This is a genomic window from Synechococcus sp. BIOS-E4-1 (assembly GCF_014279995.1).
In the GTDB taxonomy this organism is placed as follows: domain Bacteria; phylum Cyanobacteriota; class Cyanobacteriia; order PCC-6307; family Cyanobiaceae; genus Synechococcus_C.
Window position 1 is genome coordinate 1,489,721 of record NZ_CP047935.1, and the last position, 16,645, is coordinate 1,506,365.

Genomic DNA, 16,645 nt, shown 5'->3' on the forward strand with positions numbered 1-16,645 from the left:
CATGACGGTTCTTTCCCATCCAGCGCAACAGCAGGGAGCTGATCTGATCAGCACAGTGAGGATCGAAAACCTCAGCCACTGGTATGGGCGTGGGTCAACGCGACGACAGGTGCTTCAGTCGGTTGATCTTCAGATCGCAGCTGGTGAAGTGGTGCTGCTGACCGGTCCATCAGGGTGTGGCAAGACCACCCTTCTGACTTTGATCGGCGCTCTTCGTCAGGTTCAGCAGGGTGATGTGCGCGTGTTCGGTCAGCAGCTCCAGGGTGCCGGCCGGGGACAACGACAGCTGCTTCGCCGCAGGATCGGCATGATTTTTCAGGGTCATAACCTCCTGCGCTGCCTCACCGCCGAGCAGAACGTGCAGATGGGAGCCGATCTGCTCGAGGGTTTCAGTTACCGCGGTCGCCGTGATCAGGCCAGGGAGTGGCTCAGGGCCGTGGGACTGGAGGATCACCTCAGCAAGCTTCCTCAGGACCTCTCGGGAGGCCAGAAACAGCGCGTGGCCATTGCCAGGGCTCTGGCGGCCAGGCCCCAGCTGTTGCTTGCCGATGAACCCACGGCAGCGCTTGACAGCAGCACCGGTCGGGAGGTCGTTGAATTACTGAAGCGTCTTGCTCGCGAGCAATCCTGTTCCGTACTGATGGTGACTCACGACCCGCGCATTCTTGATGTTGCTGATCGGCTGGTGAAAATGGAGGATGGCCGTTTGCTTCAGGCCATTGAGTAAGTTGGGGTGATCATCAAGAAGTTCCGGATTCAAGAATGGCCAAGCGCAGAAACCTCAAGAAGGAAAAGCAGGAGCGCAACCGCGCTTATGCGCGCAAATTCAAGAAGCGCAAGATGCGCAACGATGGCCGTGGTGAAGGCGCCGGCAATGGTGTGACAGGAACTGCCAACAACGGTGGTGCCGCCGACTGATCGTTTTCCCATCAACCTGATCTGTGGGGGCTGAGGCTCCCTTTTTTCTTGCCTTTAGGCTGGCTCACTACGGCTCACCGAGCGGGCGGATGTTCATCAGCGTCGTCATTCCCACCTACAACCGACGCGACATCCTCGAGAAATGTCTGCGTGCTCTGCAATGCCAGAACGCCTTTGACGAGATCGATGACTACGAAGTAGTCGTTGTGGATGACGGGTCCACCGATGGCACGCCCGACTGGCTTCGAACATCTGCGGCGACTTTCGCCAGGGTGCGCTTGATCGAGCAAAGCCATGGGGGGCCGGCAGAGGGACGCAACCGTGGTGTTGCTCACTCCCGCGGCGACGTGATCGTGTTCATCGACAGTGATCTGGTCGTGACACCGACATTCCTGGCCAGTCATGCGCGAGCGCTTGCAAGGCAATGGCAGCGGTCCGGCAATCGTCTCTGTTTCACCTACGGCGCGGTGATCAACACCGCTGATTTCGAGAATCCAACCGGAGAGCGTCACAAGTTGCGTGATCTGTCCTGGGCTTATTTCGCAACCGGAAATGTTGCGATCGATCGACAGGTGCTGGAACGGTCCGGCCTGTTCGACACGGGATTCAGGTTGTACGGCTGGGAGGACCTCGAACTCGGTGAACGGTTACGTCAGATGGGAGTGCAGCTGGTTCGCTGTCCTGAAGCCGTTGGTTATCACTGGCATCCTGCGTTTCGCCTTGCGCAGATCCCCGACCTGATCAGGGTCGAACGCGAACGCGCCCGCATGGGGCTTGTGTTCTACAGAAAGCATCCGAGTCGACGGGTGCGAATGATCATCCAGTTCACTTGGATGCATCGGCTGTTGTGGGGGCTGCTGACCTTGGGAGGTTTGCTTAACGAACGCACTTTGAGGCCCTTGCTGGCTTGGTTGATCCGACTGGGTCAACCTTCCCTGGCACTCGAGCTGCTGAGACTTCCGCTCAACCGGATCGGTGTCGAGGCTCTGTATCGAGAAGCGCGTCAGGCAGGGCTGTCCTGAGCCGGTGCTTTGTTAAATTCGCCGGGTACCTTCAAACCGCACACCTGTCTGTTTCGGGTGCTGGTTGTGATCTGAACCTCGGTTCATCACACCATCCCTGACAGGTGGAGGCGAACCCGAAACCTCTAAACAACCATGGCTGTCGTCACTCTCGCCGAGATGATGGAAGCTGGTGCCCATTTCGGTCACCAGACCCGTCGCTGGAATCCCAAGATGTCGCGCTACATCTACTGCGCGCGCAACGGAGTTCACATCATTGACCTCGTGCAGACCGCTGTCTGCATGAACAACGCCTACAAATGGACACGGACTGCGGCCAGGAGCGGCAAGCGGTTTCTGTTCGTCGGCACCAAGAAACAAGCTTCCGAAGTCGTGGCTCATGAAGCTGCACGTTGTGGCGCTTCCTACGTGAACCAACGTTGGCTGGGTGGAATGCTCACCAACTGGACCACGATGAAGGCTCGGATTGACCGCCTCAAGGATCTGGAGCGGATGGAGTCCAGCGGTGCGATCGCCATGCGCCCGAAGAAGGAAGCAGCTGTGCTTCGCCGGGAGCTGGATCGTCTTCAGAAGTACCTCGGCGGTCTGAAGAACATGCGCCGACTCCCGGATGTGGTGGTCCTGGTGGATCAGCGTCGCGAGACCAATGCTGTGCTCGAGGCCCGCAAGCTCGACATCCCTCTGGTGTCGATGCTTGATACCAACTGCGACCCCGATCTCTGCGAGGTGCCAATCCCTTGCAATGACGATGCTGTGCGTTCAGTGCAGCTGGTGCTGAGCCGCCTCGCTGATGCCATCAACGAAGGTCGTCATGGTTCCAACGAGCAGCGTGGCTCCGACAACCAAGGTTGAGTCGCATTAGCCGCTAAGTTCACGCCGCCCTCCCGTCAGAGCGGGAAGGCGGATCTTTTTGTCCCAACGTCCTTCACCAACACATCCGATGGCTGCTGCCGTATCCGCCAAGCTCGTCAAGGAACTCCGCGACAAGACCGGCGCTGGAATGATGGATTGCAAGAAAGCTCTTGCAGCAACCGATGGTGATGCCGACAAAGCCGTTGAGTGGCTTCGTCAGAAAGGTATCGCCAGCGCTGAAAAGAAATCTGGTCGTACTGCTGCTGAGGGAGCCATCGGCAGTTACATCCACACGGGTGCCCGTGTCGGTGTGCTGATCGAAATCAACTGCGAAACCGATTTCGTCGCGCGTGGCGACATGTTCCAGGAGTTGCTGCGCGACGTGTCCATGCAGGTTGCTGCCTGTCCTGGTGTGGAGTACGTCACCACCGATGAGATTCCTGCTGAGATCCGTGAGCGCGAGAAATCGATCGAAATGGGTCGTGATGATCTGGAAGGCAAGCCTGAGCAGATGAAAGAAAAAATTGTTGAGGGCCGCATCAACAAGCGCCTCAAGGAACTGGCCCTGATGGAACAGCCTTTCATCAAAGACAGCTCCCTGACCGTGGCGGACCTCGTGAAGCAGACAGCAGGCAAGATCGGTGAAAACGTCAAGGTGCGTCGATTCACCCGCTACACCCTCGGAGAGGGCATTGAGATTGAAGAGACCGACTTCGCTGCTGAAGTCGCTTCCATGTCGAAAGGCTGATCTTGACGGGATTACCGGGGAGTCGTCACGCGCACGATCCAGGCGTGCAACTTGCACGTCTGCAAGAGCGGTGTAACTCACTGGCTCCACTTCTCTATAGAGAGCAGGCCCAGTATCTGGAACTGGTGCGTCTGATCTTACCTATCGCTGTCAAAGCGGCGATCCGCCACCTGCTCTGCTCTCTCTCCCCTCTGCAACGCGCATCGCTCTCAGAGCGTCAGACGTTGTTGCAGCAACGGATCGATGCACTCGTTCAGCGTGCTTCATCGATGATCACGATTGAGCAGCTGCTCGTTCTGGCCGCGCGCCTGCAGGATGAAGAGCGGCGATCCCGCATCCAGCAGTTTCAGAATCTCGCCGACCGTTCCTCCAGCAGCGTTGAGCCAGCTGTGACGGAAGCACCATCCCCTGGCATTGAGCTGGGACTGGATCTGCCGCTGGAACGCCCAGATCTGCTGGAGGGTCTGCTGCCGAACGATCCTCGCTCGACGGCTGATGATCTGGTGGATCGTTCCGATGTCAAGGAGACTCAGTCACTGACATCAGCTGATTCAGGGTCCGAGATGTCCGAACTGGAGATCCTGCGATCGCTGTTCGTCATGGCCGGTGAATCACTGGAACAGGGAGAGTCCCCCCAGGAGCTGCAGGGCGGTCCTGAACCAGACGAATCCCATCTGGACCCGTTGGCTCAGTCGAGCGATCAGTTGATGCCTTCGACCGCAAGCGGCCTGTTGAGTTGGATGGATTCAGTGGATTCCGCCTTGATCCGCAGGCTGCGCAATGTCTCCCATGCTGTGAATGTTGAGCTGATGCGAGCGGGGGTGACACGCAGCCTGCTTCCCATACAGCTTCTGGATGCCGTTAACAGTGGTCAGCTGCCATCCCAGTCGGCACCCTCCAATGTGCTGAGACTGACCCTGCCTCTGTCGATGGTCGTTGACGACCAGGCGATAGACACCGCCTGCATCTTGATGCGCCCATCCGAGCTTGAGTTCGATGACCATGCTCTGAGACGCAGTCGCAGTCGCCTGCGCTTGCAACGTCGTGATCTAGGCACTTTGCTGCTGAAGGAGCGACACTGGCAGCGTCGCGCCAGTGTCCGAGAGGTCCAGAATCATTGGTGGCCCAACCAGCCGGAAACTCCTCAACTCAGTTGAATGCCGGCCTGGATTACCAGGCTCTGGAACGGTTTCTGGTATGGATCCGACCCCTGCAGCAGGCGCTGTCACTCGAGGTTGAACGCGGCTTCAGCAATCTTCAGGGCCGCAATGAACGCTTTCACAGCTTCATGCAGCGCGAGCTGGCAACTCCTCCGCAGATTCCTCTGCCTGGCGATGTTCCCCCTCGTCTTCAGGATTTGGCGGAGGGATTCGCCAACTACGCATCCCTGGATGATCCAGCTCGCCGCCGACAGGTCACGCTGGTCAGGCAGTGGCTTCATGCCCTGCGCCAGCGGCTGGAACCATCAGCACCGATGGCTCCACCGCGTCTGAAGGTTGCGCAACGATCCTCGTCGTCTTCTCCATCCACTCAGGCCGCACCGGGTCTCGACAGTCCACTGGCTCAGGTGAAAGGCATTGGGCCGAAACTTGCTGAACGGTTGGCCAGCCTCGGGCTCCTGTTGGTGCGTGATCTGATTCTTCACTACCCCAGGGATTACGTCGACTATTCGGCACTGCGACGAATTGATGCCCTTGTGCCGGGTGAAACAGCCACGATTGTGGCCACCGTGCGTCGCTGCCACGGCTTCACCAGTCCGCGCAATCCCAATCTGTCGATCATTGAGCTGCAGCTTCAGGATCCGACAGGACGGATCAAGGTGACCCGTTTCCTGGCTGGAAAGCGGTTCAGTAATCCCTCTTATCTGCATGGTCAGACCCGCCAGTACCCCAATGGCGCCACGGTTGCTGTCAGTGGCCTCGTCAAAAGCGGGCCTTATGGAATCAGTTTTCAGGATCCACTGATCGAAGTGATGGAAAGTGCTCAAGCACCACTTCGTTCCAGCCGCATCGGCCGACTTCTGCCTGTGTATCCGCTCACGGAAGGGCTAACGGCGGATCGCTTTCGTGCACTGATCGAACGCGTCCTGCCAGCGGTGCGTCTGTGGCCGGAGCCTCTTCCCAGGGTGCGGCGCGATGCTCGGCAGCTGCTCAGTCGCGATCGGGCCCTGGTGGCGATTCATCGTCCTGAGTCGTCCGATCAACTTCAGCAGGCCCGGCATCGCCTGGTGTTTGATGAGTTTCTGTTGCTGCAGCTCGGCTTGATGCAACGCCGCGCGGCGTTGAAGCAGCGCTCCGCCCCCTCCCTGACCAGCAGCGCATCGGATCGTGATGGGTTGCTGGGTCGGTTCCTGGCGATGCTGCCATTCGAATTCACTGCTGCGCAGCAGCGGGTTCTGGCGGAAATCGAGGCGGATCTGAACCGGCAGGAACCGATGGCTCGACTGGTTCAGGGGGATGTGGGCAGCGGCAAGACTGTCGTGGCAGTGGCTGCTCTGTTGCGAGCCATTCAGGCCGGATGGCAGGGGGCAATGATGGCTCCCACCGAGGTGCTCGCTGAGCAGCACTACCGCAGTCTCTGCGGCTGGATGCCAGCTCTGCATGTCACCGTTGAGCTGTTGACGGGTTCTACCCCCCAGAAACAACGCCGCAGGATCCTCGCTGACGTTGGTTCAGGTGCTTGCAAAATTCTGGTCGGGACCCATGCCCTGCTGGAGGATCCGGTGGCTTTCTCCCGTCTTGGCCTGGTGGTTGTGGACGAACAGCACCGTTTCGGTGTGCGTCAGCGCAACCGTTTGCTCGGCAAGGGGTTGCAGCCTCACCTGCTCACCATGACGGCAACGCCGATTCCCCGCACCTTGGCGCTCTCCCTGCATGGTGATCTGGATGTGAGCCAGATCGATGAATTGCCGCCCGGACGGACGCCGATTCGCACCGCCATGATCACCGGCTCGAATCGCGACGAGGCCTACGACTTGATCCGGGACGAAGTGGACAAGGGCCAGAGGGCCTATGTCGTGCTTCCACTGGTGGAGGAGTCCGAAAAGATGGATCTGCGTTCTGCTGTGGATGTGCACAGGCAGCTGGCCGATGAGGTGTTTCCTGATCTTCAGGTAGGACTCCTGCACGGACGTCTCGCCAGTGCGGACAAGCAGGCCGTGATCAGAGCCTTCGCTTCAGGGGAGACCAAGGTTCTGGTTTCAACCACCGTGGTGGAGGTGGGAGTGGATGTGCCGGAGGCCAGCGTGATGGTGATCGACCATGCCGACCGTTTCGGCCTCGCGCAGCTGCATCAGCTGCGGGGTCGTGTCGGTCGTGGCGCGGCTGCCTCCCATTGCCTTCTGATCAATGACAGCCGCAACCCCCTCGCCCGCCAACGGCTGGAGGTTCTGGTGCGCTCCACCGACGGTTTCGAGATCGCTGAAATGGATCTGCGGCTGCGTGGACCTGGCCAGGTCCTTGGCACTCGTCAATCCGGCCTGCCGGATCTGGCGCTGGCAAGCCTTGCTGATGATGGATCGGTGCTTGAGGAAGCGCGCGAAGAAGCTGCAGACATCCTGCGTGAGGATCCCGAGCTCAGGGAGTACGCCGTGCTCAGGCGTCTTCTCGATGAGCAGCGCAGTCGTGTGACATCGTCGGCTCAGCTCAACTGAATCACATCGTTTCGCTGCTGAGGATCTCCCCATACGATGGCTGCCTTGCGCTCTGAGATCGGATGCGTCGTCCCTGGAGCGATGTGGTGATCGACGATTGCGGTGAACCGCTTGTGTCGCTCAAGCCTCGCTTTCTGTGCCTTGAGCCCCATCCCTATGCCTGCGTGGGAGCCCCTTATGGCGAGGATGCCGATCCCTATCGATTGCGCTCCGGCGTTCTGGAGCGTCTGGTTGCTGCGCAGACCCTTCTGTCGCTGCGCCGTGACCCGGAGGTCGGCACGGTGCAGCTGGCGATCTTTGATGCGTGGAGGCCGATTCGTGTCCAGGCTTTCATGGTTGAGTACGCCGTTCAGGAGCAATGTCGCTCACAGGGCATTGATGCCGCCGACCCTTTGATGGCTGCAGCGCTTGAACAGGTGCAAAAGGATGTGGCCCGGTTCTGGGCTCCTCCGAGTCCGGATCCCTGCACACCTCCCCCTCACAGCACCGGTGCCGCTGTTGATCTCACCCTTGCGGACTGCTCTGGAGATCCACTGGAGATGGGTGGTGACATCGATGCCATCGGCGATCAGTCGATTCCTGATCACCATGCCGACGAAGCTGAGGCGAACCCTCGCAGTGAGGCGGCTCTCTGGCACCGTCGACGCTGTCTGCTAAACGAGGTGATGTCCGAGGCTGGTTTTGCCAGACATCCCAATGAGTGGTGGCACTTCAGCCACGGTGATCAGCTCTGGGCCTGGCAACAACAGACCCCAGGAGCGATCTATGCCTCTGTTCCCAGTAGCTGTTGAACCAACTCGTCTCCGAGTCGGTTGACATGAGCTCCGAAACTGCGCCTCACTCCGCACTGTTTCCAGCTGATCAGCAAGGGCTCCAGCGTTAATTCCAGTTGATCAAGGGGCATCTTCTGCAGGAACGGCCTGGCGAGGACCTGAAGATTCGGAGTGCCACCCAACCAGAGCTGATATTGATTCAAACCACTGCCCACCAAAGCCAGTTCGGCCATGTAGGGACGGGCGCATCCATTGGGACATCCGGTCATGCGCACCAGCACCGACTGGTCGATGCCCAGTTTCTGCAACAACGCATCCAGGCGGTCAAGCACCTCGGGGAGAATCCTCTCAGCCTCTGTGATCGCCAGCCCGCAAGTGGGTAGGGCTGGGCAGGCAATTGCATGACGTGCCAGCGGGGCTGGTTCGCCTGGAAGCTCAAACCCAAGTTCTGCGAGTGCCTGCTTGATCGATGTTTTCTGTGCGGCACCGATGTTGCAGAGCAGCAGATCCTGATTGGCCGTCAGGCGGATTTCCAGCTGATAGGTCTGCACAATCTTGCGCAAGCCATTTTTCACCGCGCCCTCGAGACGTCCACACATCATCGGAAGTCCGACGAACCAGAGACCTTTCTTCTGACGGTGCCAACCAAGGTAGTCCTGGAGCTTGGCAACCGGTTCCTGGCGGAGGCCCTTCAGTTCACCTCTGAAGTAGTTCTTCTTCAGTGTTGATCTGAACCAGGTGATCCCCCGCTGGTGCAGGAGATATTTCATACGGGCATGCTTGCGAACTTCACGATCTCCGTGATCCCTCTGCAGAGCCATGATCGCCTGCAGCAGATCAAAGATGTCTTCCGCCTTCACGTAACCCAGCATGTCGGCGGTTCTTGCAAACGTGTCCTCCTGGTTGTGGGTCCGGCCCATCCCGCCCCCCACATAGACATTGCAGCCTTTCAGTGCTCCTGAGGCATCGGCAAAAGCCACCAGTCCGATGTCCTGTGTCAGCAGATCAACGGAGTTGTCGCCTGGCACGGTGACGGCAACCTTGAATTTGCGGGGCAGGTAGGTGTCGCCGTAGAGAGGTTCGGCTCCGCTGCCGGAAAAGACGCCTCCCTTCTGCTGACGGCTGCGGGCCTTACGTACGGTTTTGGCTGGCTGAAAGCGGTAGCTGTGGTCGCCGTCAATCCACATGTCCAGGTAGGACCCCTCCGCTGCTTCAGGACTGAGCAGATCAGCGATTTGATCAGCGAGTGCCCTTGCTGCCGGGTAGGCACCCTTCTCGAACGGCGCAGGGGGTGCCATCACGTTGCGGTTGATATCACCACAGGCGGCCAGGGTTGACCCCAGATTGGTGATGATCGTGCCGATCACGGTCTTCAGGTCACCCTTCGGCACCCCGTGCATCTGAAAGGCCTGCCGCGTTGTCGCACGCAGGGTGCCATCGCCGTACTGGTCGGAGAGGTCATCGAGAGCGGCGAACAGGTCAGCAGGAACCCGGCCACCTGGATTGCGCAGGCGCAGCATCATCTGCCAGCAGCGCACCTTGTCGGTTTTGCGCAGTTCGCGATGGTTCTGCTGATAGCTGCCGTGAAATTTCAGCAGCTGAACGGCATCTTCACTGAAACGGATGTCCTCGTTCAGCAGTTCCGACTGCAGCGGCTCGCGCAGATGACCGCTGTAAAGCTTCCTTTTCTCAGCTTTTGACAGCGCTGTGTCGATGGACTCCGTGCGCGCTGCAGGCCCATCCAGCACAGAAGCCACCATGGCCTCCTGCGCATTGGATGTGGCTGTCAGTCCGTCGCTCACACGTGCACCGTTGTTGCATTTGAAACTAGCGAAGCGGCGTCTCATAAAGTCGCCACCTGCATTGGCACGTGGAGTGGCAAACACGTTTCTGCTCGAGATCGGCACCGAGGAACTACCGGCCGATTTCGTGCGCTCAGCGCTTCAGCAGCTGGAGCGGCGTGTCCGCACTGATCTGAAGGAACTGCGGCTCGACCATGGACCGCTCACGGTGACGGGAACACCACGTCGTTTGCTAGTTCAGATCAGCGATCTCATCGATTCACAGCCTGATCTGGAGGAGGATCGCAAGGGCCCTCCTGTGTCCCAGGCTCTTGTTGACGGCCAGCCAGGACCGGCTGCTCTTGGTTTTGCCAAGCGTTGCGGCGTGGACCCCTCGCAGCTTGAAACCAGGGATACGCCCAAGGGTCCATGTCTGTTTGCTCGCGTCTGCACCCCTGGTCAGGCGAGTGCTGTTCTGTTGCAGGACTTCATCCCCCAGTGGATCGACAGCCTTCAGGGGCGTCGGTTCATGCGCTGGGGAAGCGGAGAGCAGCGGTTCAGTCGACCTGTGCGCTGGCTTGTGGCGCTGCTTGGTGAGGCCCTGATTCCTGTGACTCTCGACGCCTCTGATCCTCTTGTGCGCAGTGGTCGTCACAGTCGAGGCCATCGTCTTCATGACTCGCTCGCTGAGTTGAAGTCTGCGGATCAACTCCCATCGCGTCTTGCTGAAGCCGGTGTGATGGTTGACCGCGATCAGCGTGCCGAAGTGATCCGCAGCTCCATTGCTGCCGAGGCAGCCTCCTGCGGTGGTGAGGCTGATTGTCCGGAAAGCCTGTTTCAGGAGCTGGTGGATCTGGTGGAAGCCCCCCTCGTGCTGAAGGGTGAAATCGCAGATCAGTATCTGGATTTACCGCCGGAAGTGATTGTCACGGTGATGCAGTCGCATCAACGCTATGTCCCCCTCAGGCAACCGAACACGACTGCCGATCCGCTGCAGCTCAGCGCTCGAACCGTCTTGCGGTCCGATTTTCTGCTTGTCGGCAACGGATTGCCTGATGCCTCCATGACGATTGTCAGCGGTAATCAGCGAGTTCTCAGTGCCCGTCTAGCGGATGCTGAGTTTTTCCTCAACGTTGATCGCCGTCAGCCCAGCGAGCAACGGCGTCAGGAGCTCGATCGCGTCACGTTCGCTGAAGGTCTCGGCAGCCTGCTGGATCGCACTGAGAGGATCAGTTGGGTGATGGACCAGCTGGTTCAGGCCCTCGCAACCAGCGACTCACTGGCAGACCATGGACGCCGTGCAGCCCATCTCTGCAAGAACGATCTTGTCAGCCAGATGGTGGGTGAATTCCCTGAACTGCAGGGGCTGATGGGCGGTAAATATCTGCTTGAAGAGGGGGAGCACCGTGATGTTGCCTTGGCAGTGGCGGAGCACTATCAACCCGCTGGTGCGGGGGACGCACCCCCTTCCAGCGATGCCGGTGCCCTGCTGGCGCTGGCCGAGCGCTTTGAGCTTCTGCTCAGCATTTTCGCCAAAGGTCAGCGCCCGACGGGTTCGTCCGACCCCTATGCGCTCCGACGCGCCGGCAATGGGATCGTTCAGATTCTCTGGGACCGTGGCTGGCGGCTGCCGTTGCAGACGCTGCTGACCACAGCGGCAGATCACTGGGCAGATCTGTTCCCGGCGTTTCAGTTCGATGCCGCTGGTCTTGCCAATGATCTGGGCCAGCTGTTGCGGCAACGCATGGTGTCTCAGTTCGAGGAGGATGGTTTTCCTCCTGACCTTGTGCAGGCAGTGAGCGGAGAGGGGGTGAGCAGCGCCCGTCTGCTTCAGGATCCGGTCGATGCCCGTGAACGACTTTTATTGCTGCAGGAACTGCGGGATGGCGATCGGCTTCAGGCCGTTCAGGCAGTGGTTCAACGCGCATCCAAACTTGCTGAGAAAGGTGATCTCGACACCTCTCAACTGGTTCCGGGATCAGTGATCGAAGCCTCGTTGTTCGATTCACCCAGTGAGTCTGATCTGCTGAACCAGTTGCAGACGCTCGGGCCGCTAGCTGAGGCCTGTGATTATCGAGGCCTGGCGTCTGAGCTTCAGGGTGCTGCAAGAGCTCTTGAAGCCTTCTTCGACGGTGAGAACAGCGTGATGGTGATGGCTGATGACGATGCTGTGAGACGCAACCGTCTGAACCTGCTTGGCGTCCTGCGCAATCAGGCTTCCGTTCTGGCGCGTTTCGACAACATCCAGTCCTGAACAAGCGGCTGATCTCAACAGATGATGAGCTCAGCCGCTGATGGGATCAGCTGGTGGTGACCTTTGAACGCTCCTCGCCGCTTGAGGCGTGGTCTTCACTGCTTTGCGATTTGATCGCCTGGGCCGCTTCCTCCGCCAGGAAGTCACCGTCTGTGCGTCCCACCGCTGAGGGAACAGACCCGTAGTTGGACGGTGCAAGGGCCTGACCGCGCAACAGGCTGCCAACCGTGCGCAGGGTGAGTTTGACCTGCTGCCAGGGATTCATCATCACCACCCGCTTGTACAGGTAGCTGTCAAAGGTGAGTTTCTGAACATCGCGGTCATCGCACATTTCCACGAAGGCTTCCCGGGCGGCGTCGTTCCTGTAGAAAATCCTCTGGAGTATGTCGAGCACCGCATAAGTGGCGCCGTACTTCCGGTCCCAGCGCTTCAGGTAGGTCGACTTGATCTGCTTCTCCGTGGGGATGCGGCTTCCATTCGCGGAGATCTCCACGATGGCTTCCGCACACATCCGTCCGCTCTTGGCTGCGAAGTAAATCCCTTCGCCGGAGCTCTTGGTGACATAGCCAGCGGCGTCGCCAACCAGGGCCATTCGACCCACGACCCGTCTTGGACGGGGATGTTCGGGGATGGGATGGGCTTCGACCTTGATCACCTCACCCTTGAACAGACGCTTGCGTGCACGCTCACGAATCCCTTTCTGAAGGCCTTTGATCAGCGACTGGTTCTGCTGCATCGTTCCTGTTCCCACAGCAACGTGGTCGAACTTGGGGAACACCCAGGCATAAAAATCAGGTGAGACGTCGGTGCCCACATACATCTCGGCGAGATCCTCGTAGTAGGTCATCTCCTCGGCAGGCAGCTTGATGCGTTCCTGGAAAGCGATCGCCACGTTGTAATCACCGGCATCCATGGCCTTGGCGACGCGGGAGTTTGCACCGTCAGCGCCAATGATCAGATCCACCTCCAGAGTCTTCAGCTCTCCGGTTGGACCTCCATTGCTGTAGTCGGCGTAATGCAGGGTGTATGGGCCCTGACGATTGGTTCCGGTATCAATTTTCTGTACGAGCGCATTCACGAGAGTCGCCCCTAGCTCGGCGGAGCGGTTGCGCAGGAAGGCATCAAAAACCTCACGACGACACATGCCGATGTAGGCATCGTTGTCGTAGCCGAGTGGATCCAGCCTGATGTCCACCTCCTTGTTGGAGGGGGAGATCATCTTCATGTTGCGGACTTTTCGATCGATGATCGATTCGGGAAGTTCGAATTCCTCGACCATGCAGAGTGGGATCGCTCCTCCACAGGGCTTGGCATTGTCGAGTTTGCGCTCGAACAGCCAGGTGTTGATGCCAGCTTTTGCAAGCACTTCAGCGGCGCAGGATCCGCTCGGACCTCCGCCGATGACAGCAACTCTCAGCATCTCAGCACTCTCCGCTGGACTCTAAATCGAAGTTACACCGCAATCAGTCCTTTCGCTGCTGGCACTGGCGCACCCCCTTACGATCGAAACATCAGTGAGGTGTTCTTTTGTCCCGGGCTGTCGCAACCCGAAGCAGGAAGCGTGACAGCAGCCGCGATGACATCCCCATCGCCCGCCGCAGTCGTTCCTCACAACCGAAGCGTGGGAGTGGTCTGGGACTTCTGCTCGCCTGTGGAGTTGTCTTCTCACTGTCTCTGGCCACGGTGCTGTTCCTTCCGGAGCTGCTGCCCTTCGGCTCCAAGACCCAGGTGGTTGAGGGCATTGATGAACAGCCAGGCCGTGATGGTCGCCTGCTCGGTCATTTCCCCTATCCGGAGGCGATTGTCGATCAACTGGTGCCAGTGGAGGCGGGAATTGAATTGCATCGAGATGCCGCCATTTCACTCGATGCCATGCGTCGTGCCGCTGCAGCCGATGGTGTTGATCTGAGGTTGCTGAGCGGTTATCGCTCCCAGGACCTTCAGAAAAGTATTTTCTTCGACGTCAAATCCGAGCGCAATCAAACCGCTGCGGAGCGGGCCAAGGTTTCGGCACCACCTGGATATTCCGAGCACAGCACCGGCTATGCCGTCGACCTCGGTGATGGAGACGACCCGGCCACGAATCTGTCCACCTCTTTTGAGCAGACCTACGCCTTCAGCTGGCTTCAGGATCATGCCGCTAGCTATCACTTCACGCTCTCTTTCCCTGCTGTGAATTCGCAAGGTGTCAGTTATGAGCCCTGGCACTGGCGTTTTGAAGGTTCAGCAGATGCATTGCGTAGGTTTGAACCCGCACGTCGCCTGGCCAACGGGGGTTGATGGTCGTGATTGACGCTGATCCGACTGTCGGTCAGCACAGCTGGATTGCTCTGATCTGGAGCTTTGAGCCGGAGTAACCTTCATCCAGACCGTCCACATCGACCCGAAACGATCTCACGTTGAGATAAGGTGCGTCGACTGCGCCTGCGGGCGCTCAGAGACATTCCGCCCCCTACAGACCCCTATGAGCGCCCAGCAAAAGGCGATTCGCAATATCGCGATCATCGCCCACGTTGACCATGGAAAGACGACCCTGGTCGACTCACTGCTGGCCCAGTCAGGCATTTTTCGTGACAACGAAGCAGTTCCCACCTGCGTCATGGATTCCAACGACCTGGAGCGCGAGCGCGGAATCACCATCCTTTCCAAAAACACGGCTGTCACCTACAACGACACCCGAATCAATATTGTTGACACCCCAGGACACGCTGATTTCGGTGGTGAAGTCGAGCGTGTGCTCGGAATGGTGGACGGTTGCCTTCTGATCGTTGACGCCAATGAAGGTCCGATGCCTCAGACACGATTCGTGCTGAAAAAGGCACTCGAACAGGGTCTGAGGCCCATTGTTTTTGTGAACAAGATCGATCGTGCTCGGGTTGATCCTGAGACTGCTGTCGACAAGGTGCTTGATCTGTTCCTCGAGCTGGGCGCCGACGACGACCAGTGTGATTTCCCTTATCTGTTCGGAAGTGGCCTGGGCGGATTCGCCAAGCCCGATATGAAAACCGAGAGCGACACCATGCGTCCGCTCTTCGATGCGATTCTGCGCCATGTTCCACCTCCGGTGGGCGATTCCACCAAGCCTCTCCAGCTTCAGATCACTACGCTTGATTACTCCGATTTTCTTGGTCGGATCATCATTGGCCGTGTGCACAACGGCGTGATCAAGCAGGGTCAGAATGCTGTTCTGATCAAAGATGACGGCAACCTCAAGAAGGGGAGGATCAGCAAACTGCTTGGTTTTGAAGGTTTGCAGCGGGTTGAAATCGCTGAAGCCAGTGCCGGTGATCTGGTGGCTGTGGCCGGGTTCGACGAGGTCAACATCGGCGAGACGATTGCCTGTCCCGATGAACCCAAGGCTCTGCCACTCATCAAGGTTGATGAGCCCACCCTGCAGATGACCTTTGTGGTCAACGACTCACCCTTTGCAGGCAAAGAAGGCAAGTTCGTGACCAGCCGTCAGGTGCGCGACCGTCTCCAGCGAGAGCTGTTGACCAACGTTGCACTCCGGGTTGAAGACACGGATTCACCTGACCGATTTGCAGTGAGCGGTCGCGGTGAGCTGCACCTCGGCATCCTCATCGAAACCATGCGTCGCGAGGGTTACGAATTCCAGGTGTCGCAGCCACAGGTGATTTTCAGGACCATCGACGGCACACCCTGTGAGCCTGTCGAGACCCTTGTGATGGATGTTCCTGAAGCAGCTGTGGGAAGTTGCATTGAAAAACTGGGATCACGCAAGGCTGAGATGCAGAACATGGAAACCAGTTCTGATGGGCGAACACAGCTGGAATTTGTTGTTCCTTCACGGGGCCTGATCGGTTTCCGCGGTGAATTCATTCGCGCCACCCGTGGTGAAGGGATCATGAGCCATTCCTTTTTTGAATACCGGCCAATGACGGGTGATTTCGACACCCGCCGAAACGGTGTTCTGATCGCATTTGAGGAAGGAACTGCCACCTTCTATGCCCTCAAGAACGCTGAAGATCGCGGCCAGTTCTTCATTGCCCCGGGAACCAAGGTCTACAAAGGCATGATCATCGGCGAGAACAATCGCCCTCAGGATCTAGAGATCAATGTCTGCAAGTCGAAGCAGCTCACCAACATGCGTTCCGCCGGTGCTGAAGAACTCGACACCCTGCAGGCTCCCGTGCAGATGACGCTCGAACGCGCCCTTGAATACATCGGTCCCGGCGAAATGCTCGAGGTCACTCCGGAATCGATTCGTCTGCGCAAACTGCCTGCGAAGAAGATGGCCAAGCGTTGAGTCCGGCTGACGATCCCCGTTTCCCGCAGGCTCTGGAGCTGTTCAACTCCGGAGCCTGGTACGAGGCCCACGATGCCTTTGAGGAGATCTGGCACGAACAGATCGATCCCGATCGCAAGTTGATTCAGGCGATTGTGCAGATCGCTGTCGCGCATGTGCACCTCGAACGGGGCAATACACGCGGAGCCACCATTCTTCTCGGTGAGGGTATCGGTCGCCTCAGACCCTCATTACCCACTGCTCTGGGGCTTGACCTCACGGCGTTGCATAAGGCGGTCGCTGACCGCCTGAGCGCCCTTCAGTCCGGCTCGGACCCAGAGGTTCTTCCGCCACCCCGACTGCTTGCAGCGGAGTGATTCGTGGGACCATGACACATCC

The 16,645-nt window shown here is 58.7% G+C and carries 14 protein-coding genes; 12 read left to right on the forward strand and 2 right to left on the reverse strand.

Going from position 1 to position 16,645, the window contains the following annotated elements; translation table 11 throughout:
* The first annotated feature begins 1 nt into the window (after nucleotide 1).
* The 8 genes from SynBIOSE41_RS07915 (at nucleotide 2) to SynBIOSE41_RS07950 (ending at nucleotide 7,983) form a co-directional block, all read left to right on the forward strand.
* Entirely contained in the window at nucleotides 2–727 is a 726-nt protein-coding gene (locus tag SynBIOSE41_RS07915; protein WP_186540363.1) for a DevA family ABC transporter ATP-binding protein, read from the forward strand.
* Nucleotides 728–762: 35 nt separating this feature from the next.
* Nucleotides 763–918, forward strand: coding sequence for a hypothetical protein (locus tag SynBIOSE41_RS07920; protein WP_006850288.1), 156 nt, complete (start codon nucleotides 763–765; stop codon nucleotides 916–918).
* Between the two features lie 89 nt (nucleotides 919–1,007).
* Nucleotides 1,008–1,940: a glycosyltransferase family 2 protein gene (locus SynBIOSE41_RS07925; protein WP_186540365.1), complete on the forward strand. Its 933-nt coding sequence runs from the start codon at nucleotides 1,008–1,010 to the stop codon at nucleotides 1,938–1,940.
* A gap of 135 nt (nucleotides 1,941–2,075) precedes the next feature.
* The gene (rpsB, locus tag SynBIOSE41_RS07930; RefSeq protein ID WP_066906341.1) at nucleotides 2,076–2,792 is read left to right on the forward strand and encodes a 30S ribosomal protein S2; all 717 of its coding nucleotides are present in this window, start codon (nucleotides 2,076–2,078) and stop codon (nucleotides 2,790–2,792) included.
* 88 nt (nucleotides 2,793–2,880) lie between these two features.
* Nucleotides 2,881–3,540, forward strand: a complete 660-nt coding sequence (gene tsf, locus SynBIOSE41_RS07935; protein ID WP_066906340.1) for a translation elongation factor Ts — start codon at nucleotides 2,881–2,883, stop codon at nucleotides 3,538–3,540.
* 44 nt (nucleotides 3,541–3,584) lie between these two features.
* Nucleotides 3,585–4,697 carry a hypothetical protein gene (locus SynBIOSE41_RS07940; protein WP_255476003.1) on the forward strand — a complete coding sequence of 371 codons (1,113 nt, stop codon included), beginning with the start codon at nucleotides 3,585–3,587 and terminating at the stop codon, nucleotides 4,695–4,697.
* Nucleotides 4,658–7,192, forward strand: coding sequence for an ATP-dependent DNA helicase RecG (gene recG, locus SynBIOSE41_RS07945; protein ID WP_186540370.1), 2,535 nt, complete (start codon nucleotides 4,658–4,660; stop codon nucleotides 7,190–7,192). Before SynBIOSE41_RS07940 ends, recG begins: the two co-directional genes overlap by 40 nt.
* A gap of 62 nt (nucleotides 7,193–7,254) precedes the next feature.
* Nucleotides 7,255–7,983 (forward strand): M15 family metallopeptidase, encoded by a 729-nt coding sequence (locus SynBIOSE41_RS07950; protein WP_186540372.1) that lies wholly within the window; start codon nucleotides 7,255–7,257, stop codon nucleotides 7,981–7,983.
* On the opposite strand, the gene SynBIOSE41_RS07955 is transcribed toward SynBIOSE41_RS07950, so the two are convergent.
* On the reverse strand, nucleotides 7,956–9,725 hold the full coding sequence (locus tag SynBIOSE41_RS07955; protein ID WP_186540963.1) for an NADPH-dependent assimilatory sulfite reductase hemoprotein subunit: 1,770 nt from the start codon (nucleotides 9,723–9,725) through the stop codon (nucleotides 7,956–7,958). The genes SynBIOSE41_RS07950 and SynBIOSE41_RS07955 overlap by 28 nt on opposite strands.
* A 115-nt stretch (nucleotides 9,726–9,840) precedes the next feature.
* Here SynBIOSE41_RS07955 and glyS point away from each other — a divergent pair, with 115 nt between their 5' ends.
* Nucleotides 9,841–12,000 (forward strand): glycine--tRNA ligase subunit beta, encoded by a 2,160-nt coding sequence (gene glyS / locus SynBIOSE41_RS07960; RefSeq protein ID WP_186540374.1) that lies wholly within the window; start codon nucleotides 9,841–9,843, stop codon nucleotides 11,998–12,000.
* Nucleotides 12,001–12,046: 46 nt separating this feature from the next.
* Here the strand turns inward: glyS and chlP are convergent, their stop codons facing one another.
* The gene (gene chlP / locus SynBIOSE41_RS07965; RefSeq protein ID WP_186540376.1) at nucleotides 12,047–13,420 is read right to left on the reverse strand and encodes a geranylgeranyl reductase; all 1,374 of its coding nucleotides are present in this window, start codon (nucleotides 13,418–13,420) and stop codon (nucleotides 12,047–12,049) included.
* Between the two features lie 107 nt (nucleotides 13,421–13,527).
* Here chlP and SynBIOSE41_RS07970 point away from each other — a divergent pair, with 107 nt between their 5' ends.
* From SynBIOSE41_RS07970 to SynBIOSE41_RS07980, 3 genes are all read left to right on the forward strand, one after another.
* Nucleotides 13,528–14,280 carry a M15 family metallopeptidase gene (locus SynBIOSE41_RS07970; protein WP_186540378.1) on the forward strand — a complete coding sequence of 251 codons (753 nt, stop codon included), beginning with the start codon at nucleotides 13,528–13,530 and terminating at the stop codon, nucleotides 14,278–14,280.
* 184 nt (nucleotides 14,281–14,464) lie between these two features.
* Nucleotides 14,465–16,267, forward strand: a complete 1,803-nt coding sequence (typA, locus tag SynBIOSE41_RS07975) for a translational GTPase TypA (protein WP_066906326.1) — start codon at nucleotides 14,465–14,467, stop codon at nucleotides 16,265–16,267.
* On the forward strand, nucleotides 16,264–16,623 hold the full coding sequence (locus SynBIOSE41_RS07980; RefSeq protein ID WP_186540379.1) for a DUF309 domain-containing protein: 360 nt from the start codon (nucleotides 16,264–16,266) through the stop codon (nucleotides 16,621–16,623). The genes typA and SynBIOSE41_RS07980 overlap by 4 nt, the downstream gene beginning before the upstream one ends.
* The last annotated feature ends 22 nt before the right edge of the window (nucleotides 16,624–16,645 follow it).

Excerpts from the sequence above, each read along its gene's own strand:
- SynBIOSE41_RS07915 (WP_186540363.1), top strand. The coding sequence starts at position 2 with ATGACGGTTCTTTCCCATCCAGCGCAACAGCAGGGAGCTGATCTGATC.
- SynBIOSE41_RS07920 (WP_006850288.1), top strand. The coding sequence starts at position 763 with ATGGCCAAGCGCAGAAACCTCAAGAAGGAAAAGCAGGAGCGCAACCGC.
- SynBIOSE41_RS07925 (WP_186540365.1), top strand. The coding sequence starts at position 1,008 with ATGTTCATCAGCGTCGTCATTCCCACCTACAACCGACGCGACATCCTC.
- rpsB (WP_066906341.1), top strand. The coding sequence starts at position 2,076 with ATGGCTGTCGTCACTCTCGCCGAGATGATGGAAGCTGGTGCCCATTTC.
- tsf (WP_066906340.1), top strand. The coding sequence starts at position 2,881 with ATGGCTGCTGCCGTATCCGCCAAGCTCGTCAAGGAACTCCGCGACAAG.
- SynBIOSE41_RS07950 (WP_186540372.1), top strand. The coding sequence starts at position 7,255 with ATGCGTCGTCCCTGGAGCGATGTGGTGATCGACGATTGCGGTGAACCG.
- SynBIOSE41_RS07955 (WP_186540963.1), bottom strand. The coding sequence starts at position 9,725 with ATGGTGGCTTCTGTGCTGGATGGGCCTGCAGCGCGCACGGAGTCCATC.
- chlP (WP_186540376.1), bottom strand. The coding sequence starts at position 13,420 with ATGCTGAGAGTTGCTGTCATCGGCGGAGGTCCGAGCGGATCCTGCGCC.
- typA (WP_066906326.1), top strand. The coding sequence starts at position 14,465 with ATGAGCGCCCAGCAAAAGGCGATTCGCAATATCGCGATCATCGCCCAC.